This is a genomic window from Micromonospora purpureochromogenes (genome assembly GCF_900091515.1).
GTDB lineage: Bacteria > Actinomycetota > Actinomycetes > Mycobacteriales > Micromonosporaceae > Micromonospora > Micromonospora purpureochromogenes.
In genome coordinates this window covers 416,484-429,192 of sequence record NZ_LT607410.1, presented here as the reverse complement: position 1 = coordinate 429,192, position 12,709 = coordinate 416,484, and the positions used below count along the sequence as shown (strand labels likewise).

The 12,709-nt window shown below is 73.9% G+C and carries 10 protein-coding genes; 6 read left to right on the top strand and 4 right to left on the bottom strand.

Going from position 1 to position 12,709, the window contains the following annotated elements; translation table 11 throughout:
* Nucleotides 1-45 precede the first annotated feature (45 nt).
* A complete protein-coding gene (locus tag GA0074696_RS01990; protein ID WP_172894130.1) occupies nt 46-1,257 on the bottom strand; it encodes an LOG family protein in 1,212 nt (403 codons plus the stop codon).
* 251 nt (nt 1,258-1,508) lie between these two features.
* On the opposite strand from GA0074696_RS01990, the gene GA0074696_RS01985 reads away from it, so the two are divergent.
* Complete coding sequence (locus tag GA0074696_RS01985) at nt 1,509-1,937, top strand: DUF3151 domain-containing protein (protein WP_088959499.1); 429 nt, start codon at nt 1,509-1,511, stop codon at nt 1,935-1,937.
* 46 nt (nt 1,938-1,983) lie between these two features.
* Here GA0074696_RS01985 and GA0074696_RS31595 read toward each other — a convergent pair whose 3' ends face one another.
* Entirely contained in the window at nt 1,984-3,540 is a 1,557-nt protein-coding gene (locus GA0074696_RS31595; protein ID WP_231925391.1) for a MinD/ParA family ATP-binding protein, read from the bottom strand.
* Between the two features lie 1,126 nt (nt 3,541-4,666).
* Entirely contained in the window at nt 4,667-5,677 is a 1,011-nt protein-coding gene (locus tag GA0074696_RS01975) for a diacylglycerol kinase family protein (protein ID WP_088959498.1), read from the bottom strand.
* A gap of 122 nt (nt 5,678-5,799) precedes the next feature.
* Here GA0074696_RS01975 and GA0074696_RS01970 point away from each other — a divergent pair, with 122 nt between their 5' ends.
* The 5 genes from GA0074696_RS01970 to GA0074696_RS01950 all read left to right on the top strand — a co-directional run bounded on the left by GA0074696_RS01970 (nt 5,800) and on the right by GA0074696_RS01950 (nt 10,946).
* Nucleotides 5,800-7,089 carry an adenylosuccinate synthase gene (locus GA0074696_RS01970; protein ID WP_088959497.1) on the top strand — a complete coding sequence of 430 codons (1,290 nt, stop codon included), beginning with the start codon at nt 5,800-5,802 and terminating at the stop codon, nt 7,087-7,089.
* A 205-nt stretch (nt 7,090-7,294) separates the two neighbouring features.
* Nucleotides 7,295-8,191: an endonuclease domain-containing protein gene (locus tag GA0074696_RS01965; protein WP_231925228.1), complete on the top strand. Its 897-nt coding sequence runs from the start codon at nt 7,295-7,297 to the stop codon at nt 8,189-8,191.
* Nucleotides 8,192-8,280: 89 nt separating this feature from the next.
* Nucleotides 8,281-9,528 (top strand): phosphoribosylamine--glycine ligase, encoded by a 1,248-nt coding sequence (gene purD / locus GA0074696_RS01960; RefSeq protein ID WP_088959496.1) that lies wholly within the window; start codon nt 8,281-8,283, stop codon nt 9,526-9,528.
* A gap of 49 nt (nt 9,529-9,577) precedes the next feature.
* Nucleotides 9,578-10,102 carry a SigE family RNA polymerase sigma factor gene (locus GA0074696_RS01955; RefSeq protein WP_407940531.1) on the top strand — a complete coding sequence of 175 codons (525 nt, stop codon included), beginning with the start codon at nt 9,578-9,580 and terminating at the stop codon, nt 10,100-10,102.
* Nucleotides 10,095-10,946, top strand: coding sequence for a hypothetical protein (locus tag GA0074696_RS01950; protein WP_088959494.1), 852 nt, complete (start codon nt 10,095-10,097; stop codon nt 10,944-10,946). The genes GA0074696_RS01955 and GA0074696_RS01950 overlap by 8 nt, the downstream gene beginning before the upstream one ends.
* Nucleotides 10,947-11,014: 68 nt before the next feature.
* On the opposite strand, the gene GA0074696_RS01945 is transcribed toward GA0074696_RS01950, so the two are convergent.
* A complete protein-coding gene (locus GA0074696_RS01945) occupies nt 11,015-12,577 on the bottom strand; it encodes an AMP-binding protein (RefSeq protein WP_088959493.1) in 1,563 nt (520 codons plus the stop codon).
* Between the last annotated feature and the right edge of the window lie 132 nt (nt 12,578-12,709).

Below are 12,709 nucleotides of genomic sequence, written 5' to 3'. Positions count from 1 at the left end.
CAGCACGACGGCCGGCTCCCGGATCGGGAGCCGGCCGTCGGCGTCTCAGCCGGTCGCGGTGAGCACCCGGACGGCCTCCCGGACGTCGTCGGTCAGGTGCACCGTGGTCGACAGGTCACCGAACGGGGACGCCGCGAACAGCGGCCGCAGCAGCGACTCGATCGGCAGCTCCCGGGTCCAGTACGCGCGGTCCAGGAAGATGTACGCCCCGCTCGCCCCGTCGGTGCCGTAGTAGGTCTTCGTCGCCGCCTGGAACACCTCCTGCACGGTGCCCGCCCGGCCGGGCGCGAAGACGATCCCGCCCCGGGCCAGCCGCAGGATCGTGTCCTCCCGGATGGCGTTGGAGAAGTACTTGGCGATCCGCCCGGCGAAGAGGTTCGCCGGTTCGTGCCCGTACAGCCAGGTGGGGATCGCCAGCCCGCCGGAGCGGGCCCAGTCGAGCTCCGGCGCCCGCTGCTGCGGAACGGCCGGCCCGGTCGCGTACCGCTCGCGGACCGCCAGCGCCGCCGCCGTGTAGCGGTCGTGGTCGGTGAAGTCCGGCGCCACGGCGAGCAGGTCGATCGCGGCGGTCAGCTCCTCGGCCGGCCAACCGGCGAGGAACGCGCCGAGGTTGGCCGCCTCCATCACGCCCGGTCCGCCGCCGGTCACCACCAGCCGGTCGGCCCGCGCCAGCTCCCAACCCAGCACCGCCGCCATCCGGTACGGCACGCTGCCGCGCGGCACGGCGTGCCCGCCCATCACCCCCACCACCGACTGCGGCCCGTGCGTGGCGAGCCAGGACCGGGTGGCGTCGACCAGCGCGTTGTCCACGCCGTGGTCGTGCAGCCGCTGGCCGAGCGCCTCCCGGACGTCCGGCAGCGCGCCGCCGTGCTCGCGGAAGTGCGCGTACACCCGGGTGTCGTACATCCCGGCGAAGCCGCCCTCGGCGAACCCGGCGGCCAGCTCCTCGGGGGTGTAGAGGTGCGACGGCTGGGTCGGGTACGGCAGGCCGGAGAAGGGCGGCACCACGTTCGCCCCGCGCCGGACCAGGTCCGCGCCGACGTCTCGGGAGGCGAACCGGCAGCCGACGAAGAGGGTGCCGGCGACCTCGGTGCCGGTCAGGTCGGGAATCGGGTCCAGGTCCAGGCGGAGCCCCTGCACGGTCAGGCCGGCGAGGCTGCCGCTGGCCAGCCGCCGGTCGAACTCGGCGCGGGTCTCGATCTCGTCGTGGTCGGTGTCGTGCGGCGCGATGACGTCCGCGGGAGGTGGGGTCGGCACCAGGCCATCCTGCCCGCGCCGGGCAAGGGCCCAAACCTGCCGGTCCGGGGGCCGGGACGACAGGAGCCCGGCGGTCGAGACCACCGGGCTCCTGCGTAACCGGGTCCTGGGGAGGCTCCGGATTAATAGTTGTAATGAAAAACATCTCGCGGCGGCATGGGCCGCAGGCGTGACGGACACCTCCCCCGTTCAGCCAGCCTGCCGGGCCGATCCTCTCGCGCGCGGTGGGGCGAAGCCGGTTGAATGGGACGATGCAGAACCTGTTGCCTGAGCCACCGGCCACCCTCCTGCCCGCGCACGAAGAGGCCGACGCCACGCTCGCGGCCGCCGCCGAGAAGGGCACCGACGAGGCGTACGCCGAGGTCGCGGCCCGCTTCCCGACCTACAGCGCGGCCTGGGCGGTGCTGGCGACCCGGGCCTTCAACGCCGGCCAGGTCATCCCCGCGTACGCCTACGCCCGCACCGGCTATCACCGGGGCCTGGACCAGCTGCGCCGCAGCGGCTGGAAGGGCCACGGGCCGGTGCCCTGGTCGCACGGCCCCAACCAGGGCTTCCTCCGCTGCCTGTACGTCCTGTCCCGGGCGGCGGGCGAGATCGGCGAGGCGGACGAGGCGGCCCGCTGCGCGCAGTTCCTGCGCGACTGCGACCCGGCGGCCGGGGACGCCCTCGCCAGCGAGTGACCCGTCGTGACGGCCGGCCCGGCGCTGACCGGGCCGGCCGTCGCGGCTACAGCCCCTCGGCCACCGCGGCGGCGATCTTCAGCCAGGCGTCCCGGGTGGCGGCGGAGAGCCCGCCGTACCGGATCGGCTCCCCGGTGTCGATCAGACGCTCGTACGGCGCGAGCAGCACCGCCCGGGTGCGGGCCGCGAAGTGCTCCTGGATCGCCGGCAGGTCGATCTCCTTGCGGGACGGCGGCATCGACACCACCGTCACCGCCTGCCGGACCAGCCGCTGCCGGCCGCTCTGCTCCAGATGGTCGAGCATCCGGGCGGCCGTCTCCGCCGAGTCGTTCCGGGCCGACATGGTGACCACCAACTGGTCGGTGGCGTCCATCGCGGCCTGCCAGTTCTGCGCCCGGACGTTGTTCCCGGTGTCCACGAAGATCAGCTTGTAGAACCGGCTGACCACCTCACGGATCTCCGCGAAGGCCGCCGCGGTGAGCATCTCGCCGCCGGTGGCCGACTCGTCCGAGGCGAGCACGTCGAACATCCCCTCGCCCTGCGAGCGGACGTACTGCGACAGGTCACCGATCCGGCCGTGCGGGCCCTGGAACTGCCCGAGGTCGCGCAGCATGTCCCGGACCGTACGGGAGTGGAAGTCCTGCTGGGCGCGCATGCCCAGGGTGCCCTGGGTCTCGTTGTTGTCCCAGGCCAGCACGTACCCGCCGCGCTTCTGACCGAAGGTCATCGCGAGCAGCAGGATGGCCACCGTCTTGCCGGCGCCGCCCTTCGGGTTCACCACGGTCACCTGGCGCAGCCCGCCGAAGTTGCGGCGGACCATCTCGACGTCCCGCTTGATCTCCTGTTCGTGCCGCCCTGGCGGCAACTTCAGGCCGATCCTGTTGACCACCGCCCGTACCCCCATGGTGGCGACCGGGTCGGCCGGGCGGGCCTGCCGGCGGCGGGCGAAGTCCTCGGCGGTCGGCGCCGACCCGCCGTCCGGCGTCCAGCCCGGGTCCGGGTAGCCGCCCTGCGTCGCCCGTGCCGGCGGCTCCGGGTACGACTGCCGGGGCAGCCCGGCCGGCGAGGTGCCCTCCTGCCAGGACGGCTGGTACCAGCCGACGGGCGGCTGTGGCCCCGGCGGCGCGGCCGTCATCGGCCCCGGCGGGCCGGCGTGCGCAGGTGGCACCGCGAGCGTGGGCCCCGGTGGGTACTCCGTCGGCGAGTGCGGGCCGGGCGGCGTCAGCGGCGTACCCGGCGAGGGCGGGAACGGACCCAGCTTCGGTGCCGGGGGCGTGGGCCACGCCGGTTGGCCGGGCACCGTCGCGCTGCCGATCGCCTCGTCCCCGATCGCGGCTGCGCCGTGGTCGCCGCGCATCACCGCGTCGCCGCGCATCACCGCGTCGCCGCGCATCACCGCGTCGCCGTGCATCACCGCGTCACTGGCGGCGGCGGAGCGCTGGGGCGGCTGGGCCCACGGCGACTCGCCCTGCGCCCGGGCCGGCTCCGGGATGCTCGCCACGGGTACGACCGGAGTGCCCGGCGCGGTGTGCGGCGGGGGCGCGGTGATCGGCTGGTCCAGGGTGAAGGGCAGGTCGAGATCGACCGGGGCGGGCTGCCCCACGCGGGGTGCCGGGGCGGTGCGCTCCGGTCGTCTGGCGTTCTCGGCCGGCTCCGGTGCGGCCTGCGGCCGGGCCTCCCTGGTCGCCGGGACCGGTTCGGCGGCCGCGACGGCGTGCCTGGCCGACAAGCCCGCCTCGGCGACCATCTCGGGTTCGGCGGTCCTGCCGTTGGTCGCTGGGCTGCTCGGGTGGGCGGCAGTGTCGCTTGCGGCGGGGATGTGCGGGCCGGATGCGGTGCCGTTGGTGGCCGGAACGTCATGCCCGGCGAAGCTCCCGTCGCGGGTGGCGACGCTCGGGCGGCGTGTCGTGTCGCCCGTGGCCGGAGTGGTCGGGCTGTCCGCCGCGCTGGTCGTCGGCGGGGAACCGTGTCCGACGAAGCTCCCTTCGGAAGTGACGCCCGGGTCGGTGGTCGTGTCGCCAGTGGCCGGCCTGGCCGCCGCGCCGCTCGTGGTCGGAATGCCCAAGCCGGTGGTCGTGCCGCTCCCGGTGAAGGCGGTGTCTCCGCCGGTGGCCCGAGCCGCATACCCGGCGTCCGGGCCAGTGGCGCCGCCGTCCGTGCAGGCCCCGCCGTCCCCGTTCGCCGCGAACCCTGTCGTTGGCGGGCCGGCGCCAGCGGAGTGTTCGACGCCGACCGAGCCGCGCGCGCTGTCCCCACCGACCGGGCCGCCGCCAGCACTCACCGGGGCGCCGCCGGTGGCGGTGCCCTCACGGGCGCTGGTGTCGTGGTCGAGATGGGAGGCGGATTCCTCGCCCGTGTCGGCCTGCGTGGCCGGCCAGTCGTCGGGACCGGCCGCGTACGGCGGCATCGGCGGTGGGGCCGGTTCGTCGGAGCGTAGGGACGCCCAGTCGCCGTCCGGCGGGGGTGCCGTCCAACCGTCGGCGGCGGGGGCGGCGTTGACCTCGGCGGTCAGCGACGGGTACAGCGGTGAGGCCTGGACGCCCCAGGTCGGGGCGGTGTCGGTCGCGTCGGGCGGCCAGAGCGGTTCGATGTCCCGCTCCGGCACCGCAGGCGGGCCGGGCAGCCGGCCCCGGTCGGCGTTCTCGTCCACCACGGTTCCTCCCCATTCCTCCTGCCGAGGATAGGCCGTCCCGTTCCGGTCACGGAACGTAGCGGAACGCCGTTCCGGGTCAGCTCGTCCAGACCGCCCAGGCGCCCGGCTCGGTCCACCAGGACCGCTTGCGGCTCAGCTCGCCCGCCACACCGTCGTCGAGGAAGGGGACCTTCTCGTCCCGGGGGACGACCGCGACCGCCCGGCCCCGGGCCCGGCGGACCTCGAACCGGATCCGCTTCCGGCCGAACGCCTTCCGGGTGACCACCGGCACGGCCACCGCCACCTCGACCATGCCGTCGGTCGGGTCCGGAGCGGTCAGCAGCGGCAGCCCGTCCAGCGACGCGTACCCGCCGGCGTTGCCGATCGCGCAGGCCAGGATCGGGTCCTCGCCGTCGGAGAGCACCGCGTCGTCCACCTCGACCCGGCCGCGCCAGTGCAGCGGGCGCCCCGCGTCGTCGGCCGCGCCGAGCAGCGCGCCGTCCAGGGTCACCGAGCCGGCGTCGTTGCGCAGCAGGTCGAGCCGGCGGGCGCTGCCGTCGAGCACCGCGGCGGCCACCGCCGCCGGGTCGCGGGGCAGCCCGAGCTGCGCCGCCAGGTCACTCCGCGTGCCACTGCGGGCGGGGTCGAGCGGGAGTACGCCGATCGGCGGCAGATCCGGCACCGTACGGTTGCCGGCCAGGTCCGCCGGGCGGCGGCTGGGCGGTGGGGCGTACCGCCGGACCAGCCGGCGCAGCACGGCGCGTAACTGTGCGTCACTGGCCGTGGCGACGACCAGCCGGGTCTTGGAGTCGGGTTCGGGCCAGGTGAGGCCGTCGGGGCGGGCGGGGGTGTCCAGCCGGGCCAGCACCTCGTCGATCTCGGCGTCCGAGCGGGCGGTGACGGTCTCCACCCGGGCGCCTCGGGCGGTCAGCGCGTCCGCGCAGGCCAGCACCGGTACGCGCGGCGTCTCGCAGCGGTCCTCGGTCGACTTCGGCGCTCCCGCGCCGGCAGCCTCGGTCGCGCCACCGCAGCAGGCTCCGTCGCTGCCGCAGCCCCCACCGGGAGCGTCCCGCTCCGAGCCGAGGGTGAGCAGCACCACGTCGTACACTTCGAGCCTCCTGCCTCTCGACGCGACCCCTGCCGGTCCCGCCGTCACTACTTGTTAGCCTGACACCCCGGGCTCGCCAACCGGTCGCCACCTGGCACCCGAGCCTTCTGGAGGCGGAGAAGATGCCAGCGATCGTGCTCATCGGCGCTCAGTGGGGCGACGAGGGCAAGGGCAAGGTTACCGACCTGCTGGGTGAGCGGGTCGACTACGTCGTGCGCTACTCCGGCGGCAACAACGCCGGTCACACGGTGATCACTCCGGACGGGCAGAAGTACGCGCTGCACCTGATGCCGTCCGGGGCGCTCTCGCCGAGCGCGATGATCGTCATCGGCAACGGCGTGGTGGTCGACCCGAAGGTGCTGCTGGCCGAGATCGACGGGCTCGCCGAGCGCGGCGTGGACGTCTCCCGGCTGCGCATCTCCGGCGACGCGCACCTGATCATGCCGCACCACCGGGCGCTGGACCGGGTGGTCGAGCGCTACCTCGGCAGCTCGCGGATCGGCACCACGGGTCGGGGCATCGGCCCGGCGTACGGCGACAAGGTCGCCCGGATGGGCATCCGGCTCCAGGACCTGCTCGACCCGGGCATCCTGCGCAAGAAGCTGGAACTCGCGTTGCGCGAGAAGAACCAGCTGCTGTTCAAGATCTACAACCGCAAGGCGATCGACGTCGACGCGACGATCGAGGAGTACCTCCGGTACGCGGAGCGGCTCAAGCCGTACATCGCGGAGACCCGGGTGATGCTCTGGGACGCGTTGGACCGCGGCGAGACCGTCCTGCTGGAGGGCGCCCAGGCCACCATGCTAGACATGGACCACGGCACCTACCCCTTCGTGACCTCGTCGAACCCGACGGCCGGTGGGGCGTGCGTGGGCGCTGGCATCCCGCCCACGGCGATCAACCGGGTGATCGCGGTGAGCAAGGCGTACACCACCCGGGTCGGCTCCGGGCCGTTCCCGACCGAGTTGTTCGACGACAACGGCCAGCACCTTCGCAAGATCGGCCACGAGTACGGCACCACGACCGGCCGGGAGCGTCGCTGCGGCTGGTTCGACGCCGTCGTCGCCCGGTACGCCTGCCGCCTCAACGGCGTCACCGATCTGGTGGTCACCAAGCTGGACGTGCTCACCGGCATGGCGAAAGTGCCGATCTGCGTCGGGTATGAGATCAACGGCGAGCGCTTCGACGACATGCCGATGACCCAGACCGACTTCCACCACGCCAAGCCGATCTACGAAGAGCTCGACGGCTGGTGGGAGGACATCACCAAGGCGAGAACCGAGGAAGACCTCCCCGAAAACGCCCGCCGCTACATCGCCCGGATCGAAGAGATCACCGGCACCCGCGTCAGCGTCGTCGGAGTGGGCCCCGGCCGCGAAGAAAACGTAGTCCGCCACCCCCTCCTCCCCTAACCCCCACCCCCACCCCCACCCCCACCCGGTTGATCATGAGGTTGACCGCGAAGTTGATCGCCAAAACCACTGCCAACCTCATGATCAACGCCGGCAGTGCTGGTCCGGTTTTCCACAGGAGGGCTGGGGTTGTCCACAGGGGGGTGTGGGGTGGCTCGGTGTGGGCCATCGTGTGGGCGTGGAGCGGGGGAGGGTGCTCCGGCGCGTGGCCGGTGCGCAGGATGGGGTGGTGACCCGGGCTCAGGCGCTTGAGCTGGGGTTCGGGCGGCACGAGATCGACAGCCTCGTCCTCTTCGGGCGTTGGCGCCTGCTTGCCCGGGCGGTCTACCTGGTCGACCCTCAGGCGCCGGTGTCCCGGCGTAGCCGCATCCGCGCGGCCGTCCTGTCGCTCGGCCCTCGGGCGCACGCGGTGCTCGGCACTGCGGCGGAACTGCACGGCATCGGCGGCCTGCCGCCGAGCGAGGAGATCCACATCGCGCTGCCCGGTCGGGCGTCCAGGCCGTCCCGGGTGCGCGATCCGGCCATCGTGCTGCACCAGCGTGAACCCTCGCCCGGCTCGGTGCTTGCCGTGAGGGGGATACCCGCGACGTCTCCGCTGCGGACGGTCGTCGATGTCATCCTGAGGGAGCGTCGCTACGCCGCGGTGTGCGTGCTCGACTCCGCGCTGAACCGTCGGCTCATCACCGACGACGATCTCCTGCTCGTTCCGGCGATGATCAGGAGGCAGCGCGGCGCTGTAGCTGCCCGCGCCTACCTCGGCGAGGCGGACGGTCGAGCCCAGTCACCGCTGGAGACCCGCACCAGACTGCGTTGCGTCGACGGCAAGGTACCCCCCGACGCCTTGCAGATCGAGATACGCGACGGAGACGGCCACCTCCTGGGCGTAGGCGACCTTGGCTGGCGTGGCCCGAGGGTGATCGCCGAAGCAGACGGCCGAGCCGCGCACGACATCCCCGAGGCGGTCTTCGCCGACCGCCGCAGACAGAACCGCCTTGCCAACGCCGGCTGGTCCATCCTCCGCTTCACCTGGCAGGACACCCTAGACCCCAACTACATCCCGTGGACCGTCCGCCAGGCCATCGCCGCCGCCACCTCCCGTTGATCATGAACTTGACGGTGAAGTCGATCGCCAGAACCGCTGTCAACCTCATGATCAACGGGCTGGGAAGGGGGGTCGGTAGGATCCCGGGCGTGCGGGTTCTTCTTGTGGGTGGTGGGGGGCGGGAGCATGCGCTCGCGCTGGGGTTGGTTGGTGACCCGGGTGTCGGGGGGGTGATCGCGGCGCCGGGGAATCCGGGGATCGCGGCCATCGCTGAGGTGCGCGAGGTGGCGGCCGCGGATCCGGGGGCGGTGGCGGCGCTCGCGGTCGAGGTGCAGGCCGACCTGGTGGTGATCGGGCCGGAGGCGCCGTTGGTCGCCGGGGTCGCGGACGCGGTGCGGGCCAAGGGCATCGCGGCGTTCGGGCCGTCGGCCGAGGCGGCCCGGCTGGAGGGTTCCAAGACCTTCGCCAAGGAGATCATGACGGCCGCCGGGGTGCCGACCGCGCGTGCCCACACCTGCACGGACGCCGAGAGCACCGCCCGGGCCCTGGACGAGTTCGGTGCGCCGTACGTGGTGAAGAACGACGCGCTGGCCGCCGGCAAGGGCGTCGTCGTCACCGAGGACCGGGACGCCGCGCTGAAGCACGCGCAGGAGTGCGGCCGGGTCGTCGTCGAGGAGTACCTCGCCGGGCCCGAGGTGTCGCTCTTCGTGGTCACCGACGGCGAGGCGGCGCTGCCGCTGCTCCCGGCGCAGGACTTCAAGCGGGTCGGCGACGGCGACAGCGGCCCGAACACCGGCGGCATGGGCGCGTACGCGCCGCTGCCCTGGGCGCCGCCCGGCCTGGTCGACGAGGTGATGCGCGACGTCGTGCACCCGACGCTGGCGGAGATGCGTCGCCGGGGCACCCCGTTCGCCGGGCTGCTCTACGTGGGCCTGGCGCTGACCGCCGCCGGCCCCCGGGTGATCGAGTTCAACGCCCGCTTCGGCGACCCGGAGACCCAGGTGGTCCTGGCCCTGCTGGAGACCCCGCTGGCCGGGCTGCTGCACGCCGCGGCCACCGGCACGCTGGCCGCGCACCCGCCGCTGCGCTGGCGCGACGGCGCCGCCGTCACGGTCGTGGTCGCCGCCAACGGCTACCCGGCGTCGCCGCGTACCGGTGATGTGATCACCGGCGCGGACCGTGCCGGGATCATCCACGCCGGCACCCGCCGGGCCGCGGACGGCGCGTTGCTCTCCGCCGGGGGCCGGGTCCTCTGCGGTACGGCCACCGGCCCGGACCTCGCCGCCGCGCGGGACGCCGCCTACGCCCTGGTACGCGGCGTCGAGCTGGCCGGCTCGCACCACCGCACCGACATCGCCGCCGCCGCGGTCGACGGTCGGATCGCCGTTCCCGACTGACGGGCAACCTCCGGCACCGCGACCTCCGTTTGAACGGTGAGGTGAGGAGGTGGCGGGATTGCCTGCCGACATCGAGGGCTACCGCGAGTACGTCGCGGCGCGCCTGGAACCGCTGCGCCGGACGGCGTACCTGCTCTGCGGCGACTGGCACACGGCCGACGACCTGGTGTCGACGGCGCTGGTCAGGCTGCTGCGGCACTGGCGACGGGTGTCCGCCATGGACAGCCCGGACGCATACGTCCGGCGGATCCTGCTGCGGGTCTGGCTCGACGAGCGACGCCGGCCCTGGCGGCGGGAGGCCGCCTGGGCCGAGGTGCCGAACAGCCCGGTCCGCGCGACCACCGAGGGTTCGGTGGACCGGCTCACGATCCTCGCCCTCCTCGCCGAGCTGCCGCCGCGCCGCCGCGCGGTGCTCGTGCTGCGCTACTTCTGCGACCTGTCGGTCGAGGACACCGCGCGCGAGCTGGGCTGCACGCCGGGGACCGTGAAGAGCCAGTCCGCGCGGGGGATCGAGGCGTTGCGCGTTCGCCTCGTCGCCGCGCCGACCAGTCGGGAGGCACGTACCGATGGATGAGATCTCGCGCGAGCTGCGCGTCGCGGTGGCCGACGCGCCCCCCAGCCGGATCGACGTCGACCAGCTGATCGCCGCCGACCGGCGGCGTCGCCGGCACCGGACCTGGGTGTGGAGCGGCACCGGGGTGGCCGCGGCCGTTGCCGTGGCGGTCGTGACGCCGGTGCTGATCGCCGGGGGGCCGGCGCCCCGGACGGCCGTGCCTCCGGCGATCGGCTCGCCCACCGCCGGCCCCGCCACCACCGTGAAGCTCTGCACCGGCGTGACGCCGAAGCCCACCGGGCCGCAGCCGCCCCTGCAGTCGTACGGCACGGTGCGCCCCCGGCCGACGGAGGAGCCGGCCGCCGGCGTGGCCCGACTGACGGCGGCGCTGCGGGACGGACTACGTACCCGACTGCCCGCCGGGGTACGCCTCGACCCGGCCCAGAAGGGCTGCACCGAGCCGCAGTTCCAGTACCACCCCAGCTACCGGGAGTACGAGGTCGGCGCCACGGTCCGGCGGGGGAAGGAGAGCGGCTTCTTCCTGCTCCGGGTGGCGCCGACCCCCAGGGAGGAGTCGACCCCGGACTGCGCGCGGGCGATGAACTCCGAGGACTGCCGGACCGTCCGGTTCCCGGACGGCTCGACGGCCGTGCTCAGCAGGTTGGCGGCGGAGCGGGGGCAGTGGCAGTTCTGGGCGTTCGTGGCCCGGCCGGACGGGACCTCGGTGCTGGCCATCACCAACAACTTCCGCAGCCAGCCGGTCGGCAACCAGATGCAGAGCTCGACGACGGCCGACACGCCGCTGCTCACCATGGACCAACTCGTCGAGATCGCCCGGGCCCCCGGCCTGACCCTCTACCCGTGAGCGACCCCGGGGGTCGCGCCGCCCGCGCGGCCCCCGGCCCCGGCGCTCAAGGGGCGGCGCTGAAACGGTCAGCCGTAGTAACGGCGCAGTTCCCGGCTCAGCACCTTGCCGGTGGCGTTGCGCGGCAGGTACTTCACGAAGATCACGTCCCGGGGTACGGAGAACCGGGCCAGGTAGTGCCGGACGTACTCGCGGACCGCCTCGGGGTCGAGCACCTCGCCGGAGTGCAGGCCGAGGAAGGCGGCGAGCCGCTGCCCGTACTCCGGGTCGGGTACGCCGATCACGGCGGCCTCCCGGACCTGGGGGAGGCGGGACAGCAGATCCTCCACCTCGGACGGGAAGACGTTCTCCCCACCGGAGATGATCATGTCGTCGGCGCGGCCGTCGACGAAGAGCAGCCCGTCGGCGTTGATCCGGCCGAGGTCGCCGGTGTCCAGCAGCCCGTCGTGGGTCTCCCGCCGCGCCCCCGAGGTGTAGCCCTCGAAGAGCATCTCGTTGCCCACGAAGATCCGCCCGACCCGCCCGTTGGGCACCGGCTGGCCGTCGTCGTCCAGGACCTCCAGCCGGGTGCCGTGCGGCGGCCGGCCGGCGGTGGTGGGCGCCTCGCGCAGGTCGGCGGGGCCGGCGATGGAGGCCCAGGAGACCTCCGTCGAGCCGTACAGGTTGTAGACCACGTCGCCGTAGACGTCCATGAACCTCGGTGCCAGCCCGCCGGGCAGCGCCGAGCCGCTGACCGCGACCACCTTCAGTGGCGGCCGCGGCTCCGGCGGCGGCACGTCGAGCAGTCGCTGCACCATCACGGGTACGGCGAAGAGCGCCTGGCACTGGTGGGTCACCAGCGCGGCCAGCGTGGCGGCCGGCTCGAACCGGCGGTGCAGCACGATCGTGGCGCGCAGCGCGAAGGCGACCTGGAGGGCGGCGTACCCCCAGGTGTGGAAGAGCGGCGCGGCGATCAGCACGGTGTCCCGGGTGTGCAGCGGGATCCGGTCGATGATGGACACCAGCGGGCCGAACCCGTTGGGAGTGGGCCGACGGGCGCCCTTGGGTGCGCCGGTGGTGCCGGAGGTGAGCACGATCGTCCGGCCGTCGCGCTCGGGTGGTTGCAGGTCGCCGGGGCGCGCGCCGGCGATCAGCTCCTCGATGCCGCGCTCGTCCACCCGGTGCACCTCGGCGGGGAGCCCGAGGATCCGGTCGGCGAACTCGTCGTCGTGGACCAGCACCCGGAGCTGCTGCTCCTCGGTCACGGTGGCCAATTGGGCGGCGGAGAGGCCAGTGTTGACCAGCACCGCGTCGGCGCCGAGCACGGTGGCGGCGACGACCGCCGCGATCAGCCCGTGGTGGTTGCGGCAGAGCACCCCGACCCGGTCGCCGGTCTGTACGCCGAGCCCGGTCCGCATCGACCGGGCCAGCCGCTCCGCCCGGTCGAGCAGCTCCTGGTAGGTCAGTTCGGCGCCCTGCTCGTCGATGACGGCGACCCGGCCCGGGTCGCGGGCGGCGGCCTGGCGCAGCTCGCCGGCGAGGCTCCAACCCCACTTGCGCAGCGCCTGGAGCTGGGAGGCGACCCGGATCGGCCGGCCCGGGGTGAGCAGCCCCCGCCGGGTCAGCGTGGCCACGACGAACGGCAGGTCCATGTGGCGGCCTCCTTCGGGGGTGCGGTGAAGGGCCCCCGTGGGGGCCCTTCACCCGGACGTCACCTTTCGATCATGCACCGGATGCTTCCGGGAGCCCAACCGGTGCGAGCAGTTGCCAACTGGTGGACATCC

What these genes read in the sequence shown, in the direction of transcription:
- GA0074696_RS01985 (WP_088959499.1), top strand. Translation starts at nt 1,509, where the DNA reads ATGCAGAACCTGTTGCCTGAGCCACCGGCCACCCTCCTGCCCGCGCAC.
- GA0074696_RS01970 (WP_088959497.1), top strand. Translation starts at nt 5,800, where the DNA reads ATGCCAGCGATCGTGCTCATCGGCGCTCAGTGGGGCGACGAGGGCAAG.
- GA0074696_RS01950 (WP_088959494.1), top strand. Translation starts at nt 10,095, where the DNA reads ATGGATGAGATCTCGCGCGAGCTGCGCGTCGCGGTGGCCGACGCGCCC.
- GA0074696_RS01945 (WP_088959493.1), bottom strand. Translation starts at nt 12,577, where the DNA reads ATGGACCTGCCGTTCGTCGTGGCCACGCTGACCCGGCGGGGGCTGCTC.